This is a genomic window from Leucobacter viscericola (genome assembly GCF_011299575.1).
Classification (GTDB): domain Bacteria; phylum Actinomycetota; class Actinomycetes; order Actinomycetales; family Microbacteriaceae; genus Leucobacter; species Leucobacter viscericola.
In genome coordinates this window covers 2,612,957-2,634,150 of sequence record NZ_CP049863.1, presented here as the reverse complement: position 1 = coordinate 2,634,150, position 21,194 = coordinate 2,612,957, and the positions used below count along the sequence as shown (strand labels likewise).

At 60.2% G+C, this 21,194-nt stretch carries 12 protein-coding genes; 2 read left to right on the top strand and 10 right to left on the bottom strand.

Annotated features, from left to right (window positions below; translation table 11 throughout):
- Positions 1-114 precede the first annotated feature (114 nt).
- The 3 genes from G7068_RS11440 to ubiE all read right to left on the bottom strand — a co-directional run bounded on the left by G7068_RS11440 (position 115) and on the right by ubiE (position 3,627).
- Positions 115-1,488 (bottom strand): FAD-dependent oxidoreductase, encoded by a 1,374-nt coding sequence (locus G7068_RS11440; RefSeq protein WP_166292075.1) that lies wholly within the window; start codon positions 1,486-1,488, stop codon positions 115-117.
- Positions 1,489-1,624: 136 nt separating this feature from the next.
- On the bottom strand, positions 1,625-2,638 hold the full coding sequence (locus G7068_RS11435; RefSeq protein WP_166293151.1) for a polyprenyl synthetase family protein: 1,014 nt from the start codon (positions 2,636-2,638) through the stop codon (positions 1,625-1,627).
- A 41-nt stretch (positions 2,639-2,679) separates the two neighbouring features.
- On the bottom strand, positions 2,680-3,627 hold the full coding sequence (ubiE, locus tag G7068_RS11430) for a bifunctional demethylmenaquinone methyltransferase/2-methoxy-6-polyprenyl-1,4-benzoquinol methylase UbiE (RefSeq protein WP_166292074.1): 948 nt from the start codon (positions 3,625-3,627) through the stop codon (positions 2,680-2,682).
- A 59-nt stretch (positions 3,628-3,686) separates the two neighbouring features.
- Here ubiE and G7068_RS11425 point away from each other — a divergent pair, with 59 nt between their 5' ends.
- Positions 3,687-4,460, top strand: a complete 774-nt coding sequence (locus tag G7068_RS11425; RefSeq protein WP_205881288.1) for a flavin reductase family protein — start codon at positions 3,687-3,689, stop codon at positions 4,458-4,460.
- Here the strand turns inward: G7068_RS11425 and G7068_RS11420 are convergent.
- On the bottom strand, positions 4,457-4,894 hold the full coding sequence (locus G7068_RS11420; RefSeq protein WP_205881287.1) for a MerR family transcriptional regulator: 438 nt from the start codon (positions 4,892-4,894) through the stop codon (positions 4,457-4,459). The two genes, G7068_RS11425 and G7068_RS11420, sit on opposite strands and share 4 nt — an antisense overlap.
- A 125-nt stretch (positions 4,895-5,019) precedes the next feature.
- Between G7068_RS11420 and G7068_RS11415 the strand changes: the two genes are divergently transcribed.
- Positions 5,020-5,985 (top strand): quinone oxidoreductase family protein, encoded by a 966-nt coding sequence (locus G7068_RS11415; protein WP_166292072.1) that lies wholly within the window; start codon positions 5,020-5,022, stop codon positions 5,983-5,985.
- Between the two features lie 3 nt (positions 5,986-5,988).
- On the opposite strand, the gene resB is transcribed toward G7068_RS11415, so the two are convergent.
- From resB to G7068_RS11385, 6 genes are all read right to left on the bottom strand, one after another.
- Positions 5,989-7,644 carry a cytochrome c biogenesis protein ResB gene (gene resB / locus G7068_RS11410; RefSeq protein WP_166292071.1) on the bottom strand — a complete coding sequence of 552 codons (1,656 nt, stop codon included), beginning with the start codon at positions 7,642-7,644 and terminating at the stop codon, positions 5,989-5,991.
- Positions 7,628-8,395, bottom strand: coding sequence for a cytochrome c biogenesis CcdA family protein (locus G7068_RS11405; protein WP_166292070.1), 768 nt, complete (start codon positions 8,393-8,395; stop codon positions 7,628-7,630). Before G7068_RS11405 ends, resB begins: the two co-directional genes overlap by 17 nt.
- Before the next feature lie 6 nt (positions 8,396-8,401).
- Complete coding sequence (locus tag G7068_RS11400) at positions 8,402-9,022, bottom strand: TlpA family protein disulfide reductase (protein WP_166292069.1); 621 nt, start codon at positions 9,020-9,022, stop codon at positions 8,402-8,404.
- Positions 9,019-9,663 carry a histidine phosphatase family protein gene (locus G7068_RS11395; RefSeq protein WP_166292068.1) on the bottom strand — a complete coding sequence of 215 codons (645 nt, stop codon included), beginning with the start codon at positions 9,661-9,663 and terminating at the stop codon, positions 9,019-9,021. The genes G7068_RS11400 and G7068_RS11395 overlap by 4 nt, the downstream gene beginning before the upstream one ends.
- A 184-nt stretch (positions 9,664-9,847) precedes the next feature.
- Positions 9,848-11,566 carry an S-layer homology domain-containing protein gene (locus G7068_RS11390; protein ID WP_166292067.1) on the bottom strand — a complete coding sequence of 573 codons (1,719 nt, stop codon included), beginning with the start codon at positions 11,564-11,566 and terminating at the stop codon, positions 9,848-9,850.
- Between the two features lie 185 nt (positions 11,567-11,751).
- The gene (locus tag G7068_RS11385; protein ID WP_166292066.1) at positions 11,752-21,075 is read right to left on the bottom strand and encodes a DUF7507 domain-containing protein; all 9,324 of its coding nucleotides are present in this window, start codon (positions 21,073-21,075) and stop codon (positions 11,752-11,754) included.
- Between the last annotated feature and the right edge of the window lie 119 nt (positions 21,076-21,194).

The window sequence follows — 21,194 nt, the reverse complement described above, 5'->3', positions numbered from 1 at the left end:
GCGAAACGCGCAGCGTTCAGTGTGCTGAGCGGAGCCAGCGGGGTGCTGCTGATCCTCGCCACCACCGGCTCACTCTGGGCGTGGGCCGCTGGCGCCGCCTTGATGGCCTGCGGGTTACTCGCCGCGCGAGATCCGCGTCATGTCGTCGCGCGGAACCACCTTGATGCGCGTGCGCCCCTCGGCCTCACCAAGGCCAAGCTCGTGCTCGTCCAGGCGGTGCCAGCCCTCAATCGTCGTATACGGAACATCGCGCGAGTGCAGCAGCGCGGGCACAGCATCCGTGTCGGTGGCCTCGGGCTCCCAAAGCTTCGCGCGATCCTCAAGCAGGCACTCGAGGGTCTCCATCGCATCCGACTTCGTGTGACCGATCAGGCCGACAGGGCCACGCTTAATCCAACCGGTCGCGTACACACCAGGAATCTGCTGGCCCTCAAGATCGAGCACGCGGCCCTGGCTGTTCGGGATCACACCCGCCGTCTCATCAAATGGGATCTCGTCGAGCGGTGATCCAAAGTACCCGATCGCACGATAGAGCGCCTGCATCGGGATAACCTCGAACTCACCGGTATCGATCACACCGCCGTCACCATCGGGGGCGGTGCGCTCGATCTTGAGCCCAGCAACACGACCGTCTTCAACCACAACCTCGATCGGCTTCGACCAGAAGTGCATGTGCAGGCGGCGCGAGGCGTGCTCGCCGCTCTCCTCGCGCGCTCGCTGATCCTGCAGCCACTTGTCCATGACGCGAGTCATGACCAGCACCTGCTTGTTCTTGGCGAGGGTCTCGTCGGCGTAAGCGTCGTCGTGGGCGAAATCGCGCTCGTCGAGCACCATGTCGACGTCGCGCACCTCGCCGAGCTCGCGCAGCTCAAGCGGTGTGAACTTCACGTACTTCGGGCCGCGGCGGCCAAAGAGGTGCAGATCCTGGATCGGGTTTTCTTTCAAGCCCTGGTAGACGTTGTCGGGGATCTCCGTGGGCAGCAGATCGTCGGCGTGCTTAATGAGCATGCGCGAGATGTCGAGGGCGACGTTACCGTTGCCGATCACGCCGACCTCGGCGGCCTCGAGGGGCCAGGTGCGCGGCACGTCGGGGTGGCCGTCGAACCAGCTCACGAAATCAGCGGCACCGTAGGATCCACCGGCTTCGATACCCGGGATCGTGAGCGCAGCATCGCGGATCGCGCCGGTCGAGAAGATGACCGCGTGGTAGTGGGTCTTCAGGTCTTCGAGGGTGATGTCTTGGCCGTAGCGCACGTTGCCGAAGTAGCGGATCTGACCGCTATCAAGCACCTCGCGTAGGGCCGTGATGATGCCCTTGATGCGCGGGTGATCGGGTGAGACGCCGTAGCGCACGAGTCCGTAGGGGGCCGGAAGCTGCTCGAACAGATCGATCTCAACCTCGAAGTCACGCTCAGCTTTCAGCAGCAGATCAGCCGCGTAGATTCCAGCCGGGCCCGCGCCTACAATTGCCAGTCGCATCTTGCTCATTGCTGTTCCTTCCGTTCCCGCAAGCGGTATTCTCCGTGGGGAAGTGTTGCCAATAACTGTTGAGTGAGTTGCAGATTCCGAGGAAGATCCTGCGACCCTTGCGCGAGAAAAAGTGCTCGCGCGGGATCGTGGAGGTCTAGCCCTCGCGGGTCACGATGGACTCGGCCATCCGCTCAAGCGCGCGCTTCACGGAAGACTTTGGCAGCACGTCGAGCGCACCAACCGCGTCCTCGGCCCAGCGACGAGCAGTCGCCTCGGTTTCACGTGTAACGTCGTGCTCTCGCAGTGCGGTCACCTCGGGGTCCAACAGTGCCGGGTCCGCGCCTGCGGCGATCGCGTCGACTCCAGCGTCGATGCTGGCCAGCAGCTCGGCGTCTGCACCGTTGCCGTTTGCGGCGCTCTCCCGCAGCAACAACAGCGGCAACGTGGCGACACCGGCGCGCAGATCGGTTCCGGCACGCTTGCCGGTCTGCTCCTTCTTCGGCGAGAGGTCGATCACATCGTCGATGAGCTGGAAGGCGACGCCGATCCGCTCACCGTATTCCATAACGGGATCGGCATACTCGAGCGGCGCCTCACCGAACATGACACCCATGCGCGCCGCACACGCGATGAGCGCACCCGTCTTATCGGCGAGTACCTGCAGGTAGTGCGGGATCGGCTCGTCCTCGGGCTGTGGGCCCACCGTTTCGTGCAGCTGCCCCAGGCAGAGACGCTCGAAGGTGCGCGCCTGCAGCAGGATCGCCTCTTCGCCCATGCCCGAGACGAGGGTTGAGGCGCGGGCAAACAGTAGGTCGCCGGCCAGGATCGCGATCGAGTTTGACCACACGGTTTGAGCGGCCGGAACCCCTCGGCGCAGTTTCGCGTCGTCCATAACATCGTCGTGGTAGAGCGAAGCGAGGTGGGTGATCTCGACGGCCTGCGCGGCGCGGCGCACCAGTTCGTTCGGGCCACTGCCGAGCTCACTGGCGAGCAGCGTGAGCATCGGTCGGATGCGCTTACCGCCTGCGTTCAACAGGTAGCGCGCGGGTACGTCAGCGACCGGCGAGGCAAAAGTCAGGTTTTCGAGCAGCCCACCCTCAACGATTTCAAGTTCAGCCTGCAGCGCTTTCGCGTGACGGCGATCTTGTACTCCCCTGAAGAGGTTCATGGGGAGCGCCTGGGTGGCGGTGTCCTCGGCGATGTGACGGTTCACTTCTTCTCTCCATCGCTCGGCTTCGCGGGGGCCTGCTTGGGCTTGGGTTTAGGCTTCGTATTGGCTGGTTTGGCAGCAGCGGGCTTCGGCTTTGCTGCCGCGGCCTTGGGCTTAGCGGAGGCTGTTTTGGGTTTGGCCGAGGTCGTTGGCTTCGCGGCTGGTTTCGCGGCAGCTTTGGGCTTAGCAGCAGGCTTAGGCTTGGCAGCCGGCTTAGTGGCGACCGGCTTCTGGGGCTTACGCGGCACAAACCCACGGTGCAGCGCGACCACGCCGAATGTCAGGTTGCGGTACGCAACGCGCTCGAACCCGGCTTCACGCAGCCAGGACGCAAGCTCGTCTTGGGCTGGCCAAGCCTCGATCGACTCGTTGAGGTAGCGGTACGCCTCTGCGGCACACTTATTGATAACACCCGCGATCCTGGGGAGCACGTGGCGCGAGTAGGCACCGTATGGTGCCCGGATCAGCGACGATGGCGGTGTTGAAAACTCTGCGATGACGACGCGACCGCCCGGCTTCACAACACGGAACATCTCGGCGAGCGCCTTTTTCGGATCGTTCACGTTGCGCAGGCCATAAGAAATGGTGACGGCGTCAAAGCTGTCATCTTCGAAGGGGAGGTCCGTTGCATCGGCCCAAATGAACTCGATGAGTGGGTTGGCAGCGTGCCGCTTACGCCCCTCCGCGAGCATGCCCTCGGAGAAGTCAGCGGCTACAACCTCGGCGCCGTGTGCGGCGAGCGCAGCTGACGAGGTTCCGGTGCCCGCTGCGAGATCGAGGATCCGCATGCCCTTGCGTGGCCCAACGGCCTTCGTTGTGGCGATCCGCCAGAGTCGGTCACTGCCGACCGTGAGCACATCGTTGATGAGGTCATAGCGCGGGGAAACCTCGTCGAACATCGCCGAAACTTCGGCTGCACGTTTGGTTTCAGTGTCGGGACGAGTCACCCCTATATGCTAGCCCGTCCAGCCTCCGAGGCAGCTTGAATCGGCGCGATCTCTGCGGCATGGCGAACAGCATCAAGGCTGATCCCCTTTTTGAGGGCCACAGTTCGACCGCGACCGAAACGAATGGGGCCGAAGATAGTGGCATGTGCGCATCCTCGTTCCTCTCCCTCGCTCAAGCCGATTCCAAAGGACCGCAGCAGGCACCAGGCGACCAAGTTCAGAGCTCGACCCCAAACACCACCCACCGCGTGATCGAGCCTTCCGTGCTCTATTTCGGAAACCCGGTAGGAGTTGTCTCTTCCCTGAACGAAGCAGGAACCTCGAACCTGGCTCCAATTTCCTCCTTTTGGGCCCTCGACAACCTTTTGGTCATCGGTCTCGGCTCAGACGGGCACACGGTGGCTAACCTCAGGCGAAACCCCGAGCTGGTTCTGAACCTTGCCAACGGGGAAACCTGGCAGACGGTGGAGAAGCTCGGCGGCATGACAGGCGCTGACCCTGTTCCAACAAGTAAACGCAAGGGTTCACGCTTCATTGCGAACAAGTTCGAAGCAGTCGGGTGGCACCCTCTCCCCTCCGACACAGTCGCTCCTCAACGAGCCGCAGAACTCCCCGTGCATCTAGAGGCCAAGGTCACTTCCATCCATGACGAGCCTGACGGCCTCTCGATTGTGTATGCACGGTGCAGCAGGGTCTACGCGGCCGATGAGCTGACTGTTCCGCACACTTCCCACGTCAACCCCGAGCGCTGGAGCCCGCTGGTCTATAACTTCAGGCACTACTTTGGGCTCGGTGAACGGCTCGGTATCGCGGGCCACGCGGAGGTTTCTTAGCCGCGCTGAATCTGCAGCCCGCGCACGCCCGGAGTCACGGGTGCCCCATCGCAGTCGAGTCCTTCACTAATCAACTGCTCATAGTGGTCGATCTTCGCGTCGAGCGCGGCAGCAGCCTCGTCGAGTCGAGCGCGCCGCTGATCCAGCAGTTCCCTCGTTTCTTGCATCAGCGTGATGCGGCGTCCGTGGCTGGCCGCCCCCTCCTCAAAAAGCGCGACGAACTCCTTCATCATCGCTGTCGGCATCCCGGTTTCACGAAGTGAGGTGAGCAGCATCACCACCCCCTGCTCACGCGCACTGTAGTGCCGTCGACCAGCGGACGTCCGCCCAACCCGAGGCAAAATGCCTTCGCGTTCGTACCAGCGCAGCGTGTCGCTGCTGAGCCCGGTGAGCTCCGAGAGCTCGGTGATCCCCACGCCAGTTTTGTTCTGCATGCAGACGAGCATAATTCGGCGACTTCAAAGCATTCCCAGCCAAAGCCTCCGCCGTGAGCTTGTGCTGGAGTGCACTCCAACTTCTAGTGTTCTGGTTCACGTAGTTCGCAGCACTAAGGAGAATCATGCTTGCTCACACAGTTATTCAGGGGGCAGGATCCAACACCCTCCGCCCCGTTGAGGTTTCGACGCCGAACCCCGGCCCCGGACAGGTCACCATTGACGTCGCGTTTGCGGGGATTGGCCTTATCGACGCCTTCTGGACCTCGGGTTTTATGCCTTCCGGCCCAGATTTCGTGCCCGGGCTTGAGGTCTCTGGAACAATCCGCGAGCTTGGCGAGGGGGTCACCGGATTTTCAGTCGGGGATCCCGTGGCCGCGATCCTGCTCGGCGCTGGTGGGTTCGCTGAGGTTGCCTGTGTTCCCGCCACCCATGTTGCCGCTGTTCCGCAGGGGCTCAGCCTCGAGATGGCCGCGGTCACGGCCGTAAACACCGTCACGGCCCACCTTGCGCTCACGAGGTCAGCGCGGTTCGAGCCGCAAGACAGCATGCTCGTACACGCGGGTGTCGGCGGTCTGGGCTCGCAATTCGCGCAGGTGGCGCAGGCACTCGGTGCCACACACGTTGACGCGGTTGCTGGCACCGAAGAAAAGCGAGGCCTTGCGCAACACCTCGGTTACCGCAGCGCCTACCTGCGCAGCGAAATCGGGCGCATCCCCGAGGGTGCCTACGACGTTGTCATTGACCCGGTCGGAGGTGAGGCGACGGAGATTGGGTTCCGTGCTCTACGCAACGGCGGACGACTCGTGCGGGTTGGCAACGCATCACAGTCACCCGATGTTCAGCTCAGCTCGCTCGCGCACTGGCTCGAGAACAAAACCACCACGGGCTTCAACGTTGGTGCCTGGCTATCGAGCTACCCGGAACACGCCGCAGAATCACTGCGGTGGTCGCTCGACGCCGTTGCCAGCGGTGCAATCAAGGTGGATCTCACTCGGGTCGGCATGCCCGACGAGCTCCCGGAGATGCTCGCCGAGCTCGAGCGAGGCGAAACCACCGGCAAGCTCGCCGTGCAGATGAGGCGCGCCTAGCGCTTACAGCCGCTCGCGGTGGCGATCACGCAGGTCGGTTACGGCCCGTTCAAGCGCCGGATCGTCACCGCGGGCGAGGGCGGCGTACTGCAACAGCACTCCGTCTTCGTCGGGCAACGCCTTGACCCACATGCGCCGACGCGGCACAAACAGCGACCACATCAGCCCGCCCAGCGAGAGCAGCGCGAACACAAGCACCCACTCCTGCGCGGGGTTGCGCATCACGTCGAAGGAAGCGTAGCGAGGCACAGCGTCGAGCGTCACGGTGCCGAGCCCATTCGGCAGATCCACCGTTTTACCCGGTGTCAGTTGCAGCGACTTGGTGTCGAGGTTACGACCCGCGATCTGCTCCATCTTCGTGGTGTCGAGCGCGTACACCGACTGCGGCACACCATCATCAAGGCCGAGGTCACCCATAAACACGTCGAGTGTCAGCACGGGGTTTTCGAGATCGGGGTAGTTCGAGGTGAAAGCACCCGATTCAAGGTCGACCTTTGTCGGATAGAAGAACCCGCGCAGACCCAGCTGGGTCTCTTTGCCCTTACTGTCTGTCAGGCCATAAGGCACCTTGATCACCCCGAGGGAGGTCAGATTCATGTCCTGCGGAATAAAGGGTACGGACTCGTGATAGAGCACCTTACCCTTCGCGTCCTTCACCGTGATGGTCGGCGCGTAGCCGTTTGCGATCAGGTAGATCGGTGAGCCGTGCACGCGCAGCGGGTGGTTCACGCGGATGGTCTGCTTCGACTCGGTCCCGTCCGTTTCAATGAGCTTCACGTTCGCGGTGTAGTCGCGCACCTGACCGATGGCGTTCACGTTGCCGTCGTCGGGTGTGACGTAGGTCACATCGAGAGAATCCAGTCGAAGGCCGAACGGCTCCAGGCTCGAGGTGTCGAAGGCACGCCCCGAGTTGACGGTGTCGTAGTCGATGAGCTGATTGAGCATGGTCTCACCCTCAACAACCACCTTCTGGCCGTTAAAGGTGAAGAGTCCGCCGATACCAACGCTGATCAATACGCCCACAAGAGCCGAGTGGAAGATCAGGTTACCCGTCTCGCGCAGATACCCGCGCTCGGCAGACACCGATACTTCAGCAACTCCGCGGCGGCTCGTCTGCTCGACCCTTACGCGGTAGCGTTGCTTCTTCAGGATCGCGGCCGCCTCAGCGATCGCTTGCTCGGCAAAGGCCTCGCGTTCTTCGTCGCTCGCGTCGGGGTTCGACACCCGAACTTCGGAGTACCCGGCCATACGCTGCAGTCGGGCAGGAGTCTTTGGTGGCTGCCCGCGCCACGCGCGCCAGTGGTGAGTGATACGCGGGATCACGCAGCCGATCAGCGAGATAAACAGCAGCAGGTAGATGGCCGAGAACCACACCGAGCCGTAGACATCGAACGCCTGAATCGGGAAGGCATCCAAGATTGGGAAGAGCTTGGGGTGTTCCTGCTGGTACTGCAGTACGCCGTTCGGATCCGCGCTACGCTGCGGCACGAGCGATCCGGGGATCGCGGCGACCGCGAGCAACAGCAGCAGGATCAGAGCGACCCGCATACTCGTGAGCTGACGCCAGAACCAACGCAGCCAGCCGCGGAACCCGATATCGGGTGACTCTACGCGCGCAGCAGCTCCGCTGCCATCATCGTAATCAGAGGGCCGGGACATATCCTTCAATCACCGCCTGCATTTCGAACATGATTTGGCTCCAGACTCCGGCCACCATTAGCAGACCGATAAGGATCAGAAGGCCGCCGCCGATCAGGTTGACGGTGCGTATATGCCGTTTAAAGAATGTCATGGTCTGCGTCATCCAGCCGAAACCAAACGTCGCGAGTACAAAGGGTATCCCCAGCCCCAGACAATAGAAAATTGCAAGAACGACCGCGCGCCCAACAGACCCGGTCTGAGCGCTAAGCGTCACGACCATGCCGAGCGTCGGGCCCATGCAAGGTGCCCATCCCAGTGCAAACACGATTCCCAGCAGGGGCGCTCCGAGCAGCCCAACACGAGGCTTGAATTTGAGGCGGCTGGTCCCCTGCAGCTTCGAAAATGCACCGATGAAGACGAGACCCATCAGGATCACCACTGCACCCATGACCCGAATGAGAGTGTCTTGCCATTCCCAGAGCCAGAACCCAATCGAACCGGCGAGAATGTTTACAAGCACGAAAATTACGGTGAATCCCAGGATGAAAAGGATCGAACCGAGAAACATGCGACGACGTTCAGCACTCCCCGCGCGCTTCGCATCCGCTGCACTCACACTTGCCGTGCCGGCAACTCCGGAAACATACGCAAGGTACCCCGGCACAAGTGGCAGCACACACGGCGATAGAAACGACACCAGTCCGGCAGCGAGTGCAATCAGCGAAGCGACGAGCAGCTGCCCGTCCGCGACAATTCCTTGCAAGTCCACCGTCGGTTACGAGTCGCTCTTGCTTGACTCGGCGAGCGTCTCGTCGATCAGCGTACGCAGCTGCGACTCCCCCGCGAGCTGGCCGATGACACGGTGCGCGACCCGCCCCTCGGTGTCGAGGATGAGGGTGGTAGGCACGGCATTCAGTCGTATCTCTCCGGCAAAGGCGCGCTGCACAGCGCGGCCGCCAGCATTGTCCATGATCGAGGGGTACTTAATGTTGAACTGCTCGGCAAACTGCTGAGCCTGGGCAACCTGATCCCTCGTGTTCACGCCCAAGAACTTGACGCCCTTATCGGAGAACTCAGCGTAGGCCGCCTCAAGGTCGGGGGCTTCTGCACGACACGGGGCGCAACCCGCGTACCAAAAATTGACCACGGTCACGGAACCGAGAGTGTCGGCTGATCCGTACGTATTGTTCTTGTCGGTCTCGCCCGAGAACTTAACGGGGTCTGTGCGTTTGTCTTTCGGAATGCTCTCAGAGGAACCGTCACCAGAGACGTATCCCTTGTCGCTGGACTCCTGCCACTGCTTCGAGAGATCACTCCCCCCGCTGCTGCAGCCAGTGAGGGCAAGCGCGGCGAGAAGCGGAACGGCGACTAGGGCTGCGGCGCGACGGCGGATCATACGGCCCCCACATCTACAGCGTCCTCAAGCAGCCCCTGAGCGGGCGTGCGATAGTCAACTTCGAACCAGCGCTCTCCGCGGCGCTCAAACGTGGTGATGCTTGAAAGGTCGCAGCGGCGACTCGCAGGGTTGTGAAAAAGCGGCTTGCCTGCAACATCAAGGTGCGCCATCCAAATCGGGTTTTGGTGCGACACCATCACGATGTCGCCGCCCCGCACGGAGTCCCAGGCGTCATCCATGGCGTGACGCATACGATCAGCGATCTGACGGTAGGGCTCACCCCAGCTCGGCCGGAACGGGTTCCAGTAGCGGTGCCAGTAACGCGGCTTTTTGAAGGCCGCGTCTGATCCCGAATTCACCATGCCCTCAAACGAGTTGGTGGGTTCGATGATGCGATCCTCAAGCACGATATCGAGTCCAAGCGCACTCGCAATCGGCTGCGCAGACTGACGTGTGCGTTCAAGCGGTGAGGCATACAGCTTCACCACCTGGCGATCGCTCCCGGCGAGTTCGAGAGCAGCAGCTTCAGCCATGCTTTGACCCCTCTCCGAAAGATAAAACCCAGGCAGGCGTCCGTACAGCACACGGTCGGGGTTATCTACCTCGCCGTGGCGCACCAAATGCAGCAGTTTGTCGCTCACGCAGCTATTCTACGGGCGGAACCAAGCGGGACTCTGGGAGTTCACGCGGCAGGTTCCCCGGCCGAAACCCGAGGCGATCGCTGGTCTTTGCGATCTGGACACGGGTGTGGCCCGGGAGGAGTAATACTCTCTCGGGCCGCACGCAGCACTAACTCAATTTGTTCGTGCGAACTTCGTGTACCGGTTATGCCCTGTAATCGGTCACAAGCCGGTAGATGAACGCGGCCATCGCCTCACGCGACAGGTCTTCCTTCGGACGGTACGAGCCGTCTGCATAACCGGTCGAGAGCTTTGACTCCTTCATCCACGCGATCTCCCTGTAGAACTTCTGGCTTGTGGCCACATCAGCGAATTCTGCCTTTGTGGGTGCCTTGTAGCTCTTTGTGTCCTGCGCCTCGAGTCGGTAGATGAACGCGGCCATCGCCTCACGTGACAGGTTCTCCTGCGGACGGTACGTACCGTCTGCATAACCGGTCGAGAGCTTTGACTCCTTCATCCACGCGATCTCTTTGTAGAACTTGTGGTTCGTAGGCACATCAGAAAATGGAGAGGTTGCGGGGGCCTTGTAGCCCTTGGGTGCTTCAAGGCGATACATGAACGCGGCCATCGCTTCACGCGACAGTTCGGTCTTCGGACGGTACGTCTTATCGGCGTAACCGGTCGAGAGCTTCATGCAGTGCATCCAGTCGATCTCTTTGTAGAACTTCTGATTTACGGCCACGTCGGTGAACACAGACACCTTACGAGGAACCGTGCACGGAGGCGTTGTGCCCTTTTCGGCGACCTTGATCGTGTAGTCAGCAGTTACCGAACCGGCAGCGTTGGTTGCCTCAACCGTGAACGAGAACGAGGCACTTTTGGTTGGCTTGCCCGTGATCTTCCCCGTCGCACCATCAAGGGTGAGTCCGTCAGGAAGCTTGCCAGCAGATACTCGGTATGTTGCGGCAGGCGAACCAGTGCTGGTGATCTGGTGCGTATACGCGGCACCAACCTCACCGTTTGCGGGCGCCTTCGAGGTGATTGTGGGCTTGACGTCGGGGATCACCGGTGTGGTGCCGTCGGTCGTGGTGAGCACAAACGATGCAAACGTCATGTTGAGGCTTACCGTCTGTGTTTTTGAGAGGTCACCATCGCCAGCTCCGCGGAGAATGTCCAGGGTGTGTGAGTTCGTGTCTGAAACGATCGGTAACGGTGCTGTGTAGGTTGCCCTGGCTACGCCATCCATGCCAGATGCGGTGGCAAAGACAGGAATGTTTGCGCCCGCGGGTCCAGACACACCATTCGAAGCGGAAGTTGACATCGCGTAAACAGGCTGGGTCATCGCGCCGAATCCAGCGGGTAGCTTCGGAGAGCTTTGTCGTTTGACTTCAATGGTCGATGTGGGCTGGTATTTTCCGGACAGCACGTCCGCCCAGTGTGTCGTCCAGGAGGCTTGCGCTGCGGGCGTATTGCTGGTGGTACCAGCACCGGCAACGGCGCTAAACGACAGGTACGATGCCGTTGCACCGACAATTCCACCGGTATTGCCAGCACTTGTGCTGGTCCTCACGACCGGCCAACCCGACACAGGAGCGGTGGCGACAGATGTGGTGCCAGCGGCCGGAGTCTGAGGTGCCACGGTGTAGTTGATCGTCATGGGTTGTGGTTCACCCGCACCCCCGTACAGGGATAGATCGGGCACCGGGTGCGTTGCGTCATATGACGGGCTGTAAGTCACCGCCACCGTTCCGGCATCAAACTGTGAAGTGTCCACGTTTGTTGCGACATAAACAACATCAATGATCGGTTGTGGTTCCTCGGCAAACACGGCGGTTGCTCCACCAAATGCGAGCGTTGCTCCGAAAGCGGCAGCGGTGGCTGAAACTGTTACAAGGCGAGAACGTCGAGAAAGAACGCCAGTCAAAAAATATTCTCCAATTGTGTAGGGTGCAATTTGTTGGTATTGCGCTACTAATGTTAGAATTCGCCCCTGGTGAACGCCCGGGATTTAACCGAGGATCTGCCGAGACTGTGACTGCGCCTAACGCAACTGGGGTGGCCACCAACTCACGGTGACCACCCCAGCTATCTGCTCAACTTACCGAAGAGCTACACGTTACTCTTGCGGCGGCGTGCGACCGCCAGCACGATTCCCGCACCCAGCAGCAACAGTCCAGCCGCGCCCGCTGCTAGCAGGCCGTAGCCGGCACCGCCGGTCACCGCGAGTGATCCACCAAACGGTGATAGTTCGACCGGAGGATCGATCACGGTCACGTCGTCCCCGTGGCATTCACCTTCCTGCGCACACCCGACCGGGGTCTTCACCGACGCAACGTTCACGACCTCGCGAGTCGCGTCCGCATTCACCGTGACCGTCACCTTCACCGTCTTCACGGCCTTGCCAGCAAGGGTGCCCAGCGACCACGTCACCGTGTGCGTTGCCTGGTCATACGAGCCACCATCACTCGACGACACATACGAGACGTTCTTCGGAAGACGATCAGTCACCACCGCGTTCTCCGCATCAACACTGGTCTCGTTCGTGACCGTCACGTCATATGTGAGCTTCTCACTCGGCTTCACGCTCTCCTGGTGGTCCGTCTTCACAATCGACAGCTTTGGCAACACGTCACGATCCGTCGACGTGCACGCATCTTCCTGAACACAACCACCCGGAATATCAACGACTGCCGTGTTGAGCACCTCATCACCCGGCTTCGCATCAGCTGCGACCTTCACGGTCACCTTCACCACCGTCTTCGCACCCGGCGCGAGCTCACCCAGCTGCCACGTCACCGTCTTGCCATCAGTCGACACCACACCACCATCAGTCGCGGACACAAACACCGCATTCTTCGGCAGCGAGTCCGTCACAACGGCATCCGTGATCGTCTTGGTGGTCGAGTTGTTGCCAACGGTGAGATCGTAGGTGAGTTCTTCCCCGGCCTTCACCTCGGTCATGTGGTCGTCCTTCAGAATCCACACATCTGACGGGGTGACATCGATATCGGTCGCTTCACACTCGTCCACACCGGTCGCGGGATCATCAACACAGACCCCGTCCGTGGTGATCGTTGCCGTGTTCGCGATCTCGGTATCCGGGGCAAGCTTCTCGTGCACCTTCACCGTGACCACAATCTCACGCACCTCACCCGGCTTCAGTGTGCCCAGGCTCCACTCGAACGAGAAGGCATCATTGACAGACTGTGTGCCAGGGATCGAAGACTTCACGAAGTCCACATTCTTTGGCATCACATCAGTCACGATCACATTGGGGGCATCTACCGCACCAATGTTCTTGGCCGTCAGCACGTAGTCAAGGGTCTCGCCCGACCGCACAACCTTCTTGCCGTCGTCCTTCGTGATTGAGACTGCGGGCACCTGGTCGTTGTCCGTGGACTCGCACTCGTTCTGATCGGTTGTGGGATCATCCACGCACACGTTTTCGGTGAGCGCGCGAGCCGTGTTACTCACGATCTCGTTTCCGAGCACCGAGTCAGCCACCGTAGTCGCAACCTGGATCGTCTGCGTGCTATTCGCGTCCATGTCACCGAGGCTCCACGACACCGCACGCGTCGCAGCGTCATACGTGCCACCGTTCGTGGCAGACACAAACACCAGATTCTGCGGCAGCACATCAGACACCGTCACGTCCTTCGCAGCGTACTGCGACTTGTTCGTCACCACGAGGTCATACGTGAGCTGCTCCCCCGGCCGCACGATCGACTCGTGATCGTCTTTCGCAATCGAGATCGCCGGAGTGTGGTCAACGTCGGTTGATCCGCACTCATCCTGATCGGTGTCAGGATCGTCGATGCAGCCCTGGGGCACGTCTACCGTCGCGACGTTCGCGATATCAACGCCGGCACCAACCGTGGCCGCAACGTTTGCGGTCACCTCAACCGTGGTCGACGCACCAGCATCAAGTGACGGGATCGTCCACGACACGTTGCCGGTTGCCGGATCGTACGTGCCACCTTGACCGGCCGACACGAACTCCAGCTCGGCGGGCAACTGGTCGGTCACCGTCACGTTTTCCGCAGCAACCGTGCCCGCATTCGTGACCGTCAAGGTGTAGGTGAGCGCCTCACCCGGCGCAACAGTTTCTTTACTGTCAGTCTTCACGATCGAGATCGCGGGCGTCTCGTCAACGTCAACCGACTCACACTCGTTCTGATCGGTCGAAGGATCATCGACGCAGCCCTGATCGGTATCAACGATCGCGACGTTCCGAATCTGCTGACCAGGCTTCACGTCAGCGTCCACTGTGGCTGTCACATGTACAGTCTGCGCGGCGCCAGCGGCAAGTGTCCCGACATTCCAGGTCACGCGGCGCAACGCAGGATCGTAGGCACCGCCGTCAGTTGCCGACACAAACGTGAGTCCGGCAGGGAGCACGTCGGTCGCGGTGACTCCGGTCACCTGATCCGTGCCTGTGTTCGTCACTGTCACGTCGTACGTGGTTTCTTCACCAGCACCAACAACGGTCTTGTTATCGGTCTTGACGATCGAAACCGAAGGCACCCGGTCAGTGTCAGTCGACTCGCACTCGTTCTGATCAGTCGTGGGGTCGTTGACACACCCGTGCTCGGTAGACACACGAGCCGTATTACTCACGACCTCGTCACCCAGAACCGTGTCAGCAACCTTGGCCACAACCTGGATCGTCTGGGTGGTCTCACCGTCCATGTCACCCAAAGCCCACGACACTGTGCGCGTCGCAGCATCATAGGTGCCACCGTTCGTAGCGGACACAAACACCAGGTTCTCCGGCAGCACATCAGACACCGTCACACTCTGTGCAGCGTACTTCGACGCGTTCTTCACCACCAGATCGTAGGTGAGTTCCTGACCAGGACGAACGTTCGTCTCGTGATCGTCTTTCACAATCGAGATCGCTGGCGTGTGGTCAATGTCTGTCGACCGGCACTCATCCTGATCACTTACGGGGTCATTGATGCAGCCCTGGGGCACATCCACGGTCGCCACGTTCGCGATGTCGGCACCCGCACCAACCGTTGCCGAGACGTTCGCGTTCACCTCAACCGTGATCAAAGCGCCAGCATCAAGCGACGGGATTGTCCATGAAATCTTGCCCGTTGCCGGATCATAGGTGCCGCCCTGACCGGCCGACACAAACTCAAGCTCGGCGGGCAGTTGGTCAGTCACCGTCACGTTTTCCGCGGCAACCGTACCCCAATTCGAAACCATCAACCAGTAAGTAATAGCCTCGCCCGGCGCAACGGTCTCTTTGTTGTCGGTCTTTTCAATCTTGACCGCGGGCGTTTCGTCAGTATCAACTGACTCACACTCGTTCTGATCGGTCGTGGGATCATCCACACACCCCTGATCGGAATCAACAACTGCGACGTTCCGGATCTGCTGAGCCGGCCTCGCGTCCGCATCAACGGCGACCGTCACGTGCACGGTCTGCACAGCGCCAGCCTCAAGGGTTCCGACATTCCAGACCACACTTCGCAGCGCAGGATCGTAGACTCCGCCGTCAGTCGCCGACACAAATGTGACCCCTTCAGGGAGCATGTCGGTTGCGGTAACTCCCGTTGCCGGGACACTTCCGGTGTTCGTCACGGTCACGTCATACGTGGTTTCTTCGCCAGCACCAACGACAGTCTTGTTGTCAGTCTTAAAGATAGAGATCGATGGCACGCGGTCCACATCCGTGGACTCGCACTCGTTCTGATCAGTCGAAGGATCATCGACGCAACCCTGCTCGGTAGACACACGAGCTGTGTTGCTCACGACGTCGTCACGCTGCGTCGTGTCGGCAACTATAGCCACAACCTGAACAGTCTGCGTGTTGTTGGCGTCCATGTCACCGAGGCTCCACGACACCGTACGGGTCGCAGCGTCGTAGGTGCCACCGTTGGTGGCAGACACAAACACCAGGTTTTCTGGCAGTACGTCAGACACCGTCACACCCTTCGCGGGATACTTCGACGCGTTTTTCACCACCAGGTCGTAGGTGAGCCACTGTCCGGGCTTCACGTTCGTCTCGTGGTCGTCCTTCACAATCGAGATCGCTGGCGTGTGATCAACGTCGTTTGATCCGCACTCATCCTGATCGGTGTCCGGATCATCGATGCAGCCCTGGGGCACATCTACCGTCGCGACATTCGCAATATCAACGCCAGCGCCAACCATTGCCGCAACGTTTGCGGTCACCTCAACCGTGGTCGACGCACCAGCATCAAGTGACGGGATCGACCACGACACGTTGCCGGTTGCCGGATCGTACGTGCCCCCCTGACCAGCCGACACAAACTCCAGCTCGGCGGGCAACTGGTCGGTCACCGACACGTCCGTGGCCGCGACCGTTCCCGTGTTCGTGACCGTCAACGTGTAGGTGAGAGCCTCACCCGGCGCCACGGTTTCCTTGTTATCGGTCTTCACGATTGAGATCGCGGGCGTCTCGTCAACGTCAACCGACTCACAATCGTTCTGATCGGTTGTGGGATCATCAATGCAACCCTGATCGGTATCAACGATCGCGACGTTTCGGATCTGCTGACCCGGCTTCACGTCAGCGTCCACCTTGACCGTCACGTGCACGGTCTGCGCGGCGCCAGCGGCAAGCGTCCCAACACTCCAGACCACGCGACGCAGCGCGGGATCGTAGGAGCCTTCGTCAGAGGCCGATACAAATGTGACTCCGCTTGGGAGCGCGTCAGTCGCGGTAACTCCCGTTGCCGGCACAGTGCCTGCGTTTGTCACCGTCACGTCGTACGTGGTTTCTTCACCAGCACCAACAACGGTCTTGTTATCGGTCTTGAAAATCGAGATTGCGGGCGTGTGATCAATGTCTGTCGAATCGCACTCGTCCTGATCAGTTGAGGGGTCATCGATGCAGCCCTGAGGCCCATCCACACTCGCCACATTCCGAATCTCAGCACCAGCACCGATCGTGGCCGCGACGTTCGCGGTCACCTCAACCGTGGTCGACTCACCAGCCGCGAGCGACGGGATCGTCCAAGACACCTGACCGGTCGTGGCGTCATACGTGCCGCCCTGCCCAGCCGACACAAACTCCAGCTCGGCTGGCAAGCGGTCCGTGACCGTTAGGTTCTCCGCGGAGACCGTGCCAGCGTTGGTGACCGTCAGAGTGTAGGTCAGAGCCTCACCCGGAGCCACGGTTTCCTTGTTGTCGGTCTTCTTGATCGAGATCGCGGGCGTCTCATCGATGTCAACCGACTCACACTCGTTCGCGGGCGTTCCAGGATCATCGGTGCAACCCTGATCGGTGTTCAAGACCGCTACGTTCCGAATCTGCTGGCCCGGTGCCACATCCGCATCCACAGTGACCGTCACATGAACCGTCTGCACGGCTCCAGCAGGGAGCGTCCCGATATTCCAAACCACGCGTCGCAGTGCGGGATCGTAAGCGCCTCCGTCAGTAGCCGACACAAACGTCACCACAGCAGGGAGCACATCGGTCGCGACAACTCCCGTTGCCTGATCCACGCCGGTGTTTGTCACCGTTACGTCGTAGGTGGTTTCTTCACCAGCACCAACAACGGTCTTGTTATCGGTCTTGATGATAGAGACCGAAGGTGTGTGATCGGTATCCGTTGACTCACACTCGTTCTGATCGGTGTCAGGATCATCGATGCAACCCTGGGGCACGTCTACGGTCGCTACGTTCGCAATGTCGACGCCAGCGCCAACCGTGGCCGCAACGTTCGCGGTCACCTCAACCGTGGTCGACGCGCCTGCGCCGAGCGATGGGATCGACCACGACACCTTCCCGGTTGCCGAATCAAATGTGCCGCCCTGACCGGCCGACACAAACTCCAGCTCAGCAGGCAACTGGTCCGTGACCGACACATCCGAGGCCGCGACGGTTCCCGTGTTCGTGACTGTCAACGTGTAGGTGAGAGCCTCACCTGGCGCGACAGTTTCTTTATTGTCAGTCTTTACGATCGAAATCGCGGGCGTCTCGTCAACGTCATCCGACTCACAATCGTTCTGATCGGTCGTGGGATCATCAATGCAACCCTTATCGGTATCAACGATCGCGATATTGCGGATCTGCTGACCCGGCTTCACGTCAGCATCGACCTTGACCGTCACATGGACGGTCTGCGCAGCTGTTGCTTCCAGCGTCCCGACATTCCAGACCACGCGCCGCAGTACAGGATCGTACAAACCACCGTCAGACGCCGACACAAACGTGACTCCGGCAGGGAGCACATCGGTCGCAGTGACTCCCGTCACCTGATCCGTGCCAGTGTTCGTGACCGTCACGTCATAGGTGGTTTCTTCGCCAGCACCAACGACAGTCTTGTTATCGGTCTTGAAAATCGAGATCGATGGCACGCGGTCCACATCCGTGGACTCGCATTCATTCTGATCAGTCGAAGGATCATCGACACAGCCCTGCTCAGTAGACACACGAGCTGTGTTGCTCACGATCTCGTCGCCGAGCGCCGTGTCTGCAACCGTGGCCACAACCTGAACTGTCTGTGTGCTGTTCCCGTCCAGGTCACCAAGGGCCCACGACACTGTGCGTGTCGCAGCATCATACGTGCCACCGTTGGTGGCAGACACAAACACCAGGTTCTCTGGCAGCCCGTCAGACACTGTCACACCCTGCGCAGCGTACTTCGACGCGTTCTTTACCACCAGATCGTAGGTGAGTTCCTGACCGGGACGCACATTCGTCTCGTGGTCATCTTTCACAATCGAGATTGCTGGCGTGTGGTCAATGTCTGTCGAGTCACACTCATTCTGCTCGGTGTCAGGATCGTCGATGCAGCCCTGCGGCATATCCACAGTCGCGACGTTCGCAATGTCAACACCCGCGCCAACCGTGGCCGCAACGTTCGCGGTCACGTCAACCGTGGTCGACTCACCAGCCGCGAGCGACGGAATCGTCCACAACACCTTGCCGGTTGCGGCATCGAACGTGCCACCCTGACCAGCCGACACAAACTCCAGCTCGGCAGGCAACTTATCCGCGACCGACACGTTCTCCGCGGGAACCGTGCCCGAGTTCGTGACCGTCAAGGAGTAGGTGAGAGCCTCACCCGGTGCGACGGTTACCTTATTATCGGTCTTTTTGATCGAGATCGCGGGTGTCTCATCAGTGTCAACCGACTTACACTCGTTCGGCTCGGTCGTGGGATCATCCACACAGCCCTGGTCAGTATCAACGACCGCGATATTGCGGATCTGCTGACCCGGCTTCACATCAGCGTCCACCTTGACCGTCACATGCACGGTCTTCGATGCTCCTGCAGCAAGCACCCCGACACTCCAGACCACTTGCCGCACCGCGGGGTCGTATGAACCCGCATCAGTCGCCGACACAAACGTCACCCCAGCTGGGAGCTCATCGGTCGCGGTAACTCCGGTCACCTGATCCGCGCCAGTATTCGTCACCGTCACGTCATACGTGGTTTCTTCACCAGCGCCAACGACCGTCTTACCATCGGTCTTCTCGATCTTCACCGACGTGTCTGCGAGGGGATGGGTCGTTGTGCAGTCGGGTTCGGTTCCGTCTACACAGTTCGACGGCACTTCTTCTCCGTCGGGGTCGTCGCCGACAGCGACGACATGGTTCAACAGCACCGCATCCCTTGGAGCAGTGTCATGCACGGCCACCTGGTAGGTGAGCGTCACCTTTGCCCCCACCGCAAGGTCACCGGTCCAAGCGAGCTTGTTGCCCGACACCGTCGGGGCATCACCGGAGGATGATGCCAGCGATCCTGGCACCAGATCGGCATCATCAAACACACCGGTCAAATCATCAGTTACGTCCACGTTCTTGAGCGGAGTCTCACCCGTGTTCTCTGCAACGACCGAATACGTGATCTTGTCGCCGCGCGCCACGGTCGTGCCAGAAGCAGGATCCGCGCTCTTCACCACACGGAGTCCCGGCGTCAGCGCACGAATCGGGTGGGTGGTCGTGCAATCGGCCTCGTCGCCTGTCGTACAGTTCGACTTGGCCATATTGTTGGCGCTAGGCACCTCGCTCGTGGCCGTCACATGATTCACCAGCGTCGCCGCCGCAGTCGAATTCGACTTCACCCGAACTTTGTACGTCAGCGTCATGTTCTCGTAGGTGGGTACACCACCCTGCGCATTCCAAACGAGTGTGTTCCCTGACACCGTCACGTCCTCAGCACTCACAGGCGAAAAATCCCCATACGCCTCCATGAATGAACCTTCAATAAGGTCGGCATCATCCAACACGTCAGATAGGTCGTCCGTCACCACAGTGTTGGTAAGCGGGGTTCCGCCCGTGTTCTGAAGCTCCAACGTATAGGTGATCGTGTCTCCACGCTCCACCGGCGTACCCGATGCTGGCTCCGCAGTTTTCGAGACAGTCACGAACGGTTGCGGGTAGTCATACACAGTCGCTCTAAACGACGTCGACCCCATCGGCAGCAGACTCAAGTTGTCGATTGCAAGATCTTTGCCGTTGTCAGCTGTTCCGTAGTTCTGCACACCAAGGGTCAACGACGTGGAATCTCCGGTATTCACAACGGATGTCGAGTGCACCCAGTGAGTCTTGTCATTGAGGCAGGACGACTGCTTGGGCGAAGGCTGGCTCGATCCAATGATCTGGTCACCCGCAAAAAATGCGGCCTGCGCTGGGGCGCTGTCAGCGTCTGGATTCACATTCAGATTTGCGATGTCGCCTGAGAAGACGTAGTCGGTGTTGGGCTCTAGCCCCGTGACAGTGGTGGTAATGAGGTTGCTGTTGCTCGCCGCCTCGTCGGCGTTCACCACCAAGATCTTTCCTGAACTGGCGGCGTCTTTTTCCGAGACCTGATACGACGGGCTTTTTGCCGTCCAGTCCTCGCACACGTCTTCGGTGGGGGCAGCAAGGGGGTTCTTGATGCTTCTCAGGTCGGCCCAGTAGTTGTTGGTGTGTTCAAGCGGTCCGTTGATGCTGGCAGTCGGCCACACCGTATAGGAACCGTTGTCTGGGCCATACGTGTTGTTATCTGAAGTGGTGTTAATGACCGTGGGATCATTCCACTTGTAGGTAGTGTTCGAAGCGGGCAGTTGAGGCTTCGCTGTGCCTGTGTAGTCGAAGCTGCCACCGTCAAAGTCAGTGATGAGATTTTCAGTCTTCGATACTCGCGACAGCGTGAGTTCGGTGTCCCTGCCTGAGTAGCCAAGCGGGGGGAGCACTGAGATCTTGCCAGAGAGAGTCGCGTCTTTAGGGAGGGAGTAAATAAGTGGATCAGGAGAAACTGGCTGCAGCAGCCTCGCCCCGTTCTTCACGGTCCAGCCAGCGGGCAAGCCGCTCAAGAGATAGCTGTCGAAGTTCGTATCTGACGCGTGAGTATCCTCCACGTCGAGAACCAACCCGATGTCAGAGTCCGATTGGCGAGCGGAGGTAATGCTTTTAGCCCACGCCGAAAGGCCATCAACGTCTGATGCCTCAGCAGGGGTTACGCTCAACGTCCCTGCAACCAACCCCGCGAGCATAACGATCGCAAGGCTCTGCTGCGCTAGCCGAAAGAAGGCGCTTCGCCTACTCGACCGCAACGTATTCCTATTTCCAACCACCATTTACTTTT

Excerpts from the sequence above, each read along its gene's own strand:
- G7068_RS11400 (WP_166292069.1), bottom strand. The coding sequence starts at position 9,022 with ATGATCCGCCGTCGCGCCGCAGCCCTAGTCGCCGTTCCGCTTCTCGCC.
- G7068_RS11415 (WP_166292072.1), top strand. The coding sequence starts at position 5,020 with ATGCTTGCTCACACAGTTATTCAGGGGGCAGGATCCAACACCCTCCGC.
- G7068_RS11420 (WP_205881287.1), bottom strand. The coding sequence starts at position 4,894 with ATGCAGAACAAAACTGGCGTGGGGATCACCGAGCTCTCGGAGCTCACC.
- G7068_RS11440 (WP_166292075.1), bottom strand. The coding sequence starts at position 1,488 with ATGAGCAAGATGCGACTGGCAATTGTAGGCGCGGGCCCGGCTGGAATC.
- resB (WP_166292071.1), bottom strand. The coding sequence starts at position 7,644 with ATGTCCCGGCCCTCTGATTACGATGATGGCAGCGGAGCTGCTGCGCGC.
- G7068_RS11425 (WP_205881288.1), top strand. The coding sequence starts at position 3,687 with ATGGCGAACAGCATCAAGGCTGATCCCCTTTTTGAGGGCCACAGTTCG.
- G7068_RS11435 (WP_166293151.1), bottom strand. The coding sequence starts at position 2,638 with ATGAACCTCTTCAGGGGAGTACAAGATCGCCGTCACGCGAAAGCGCTG.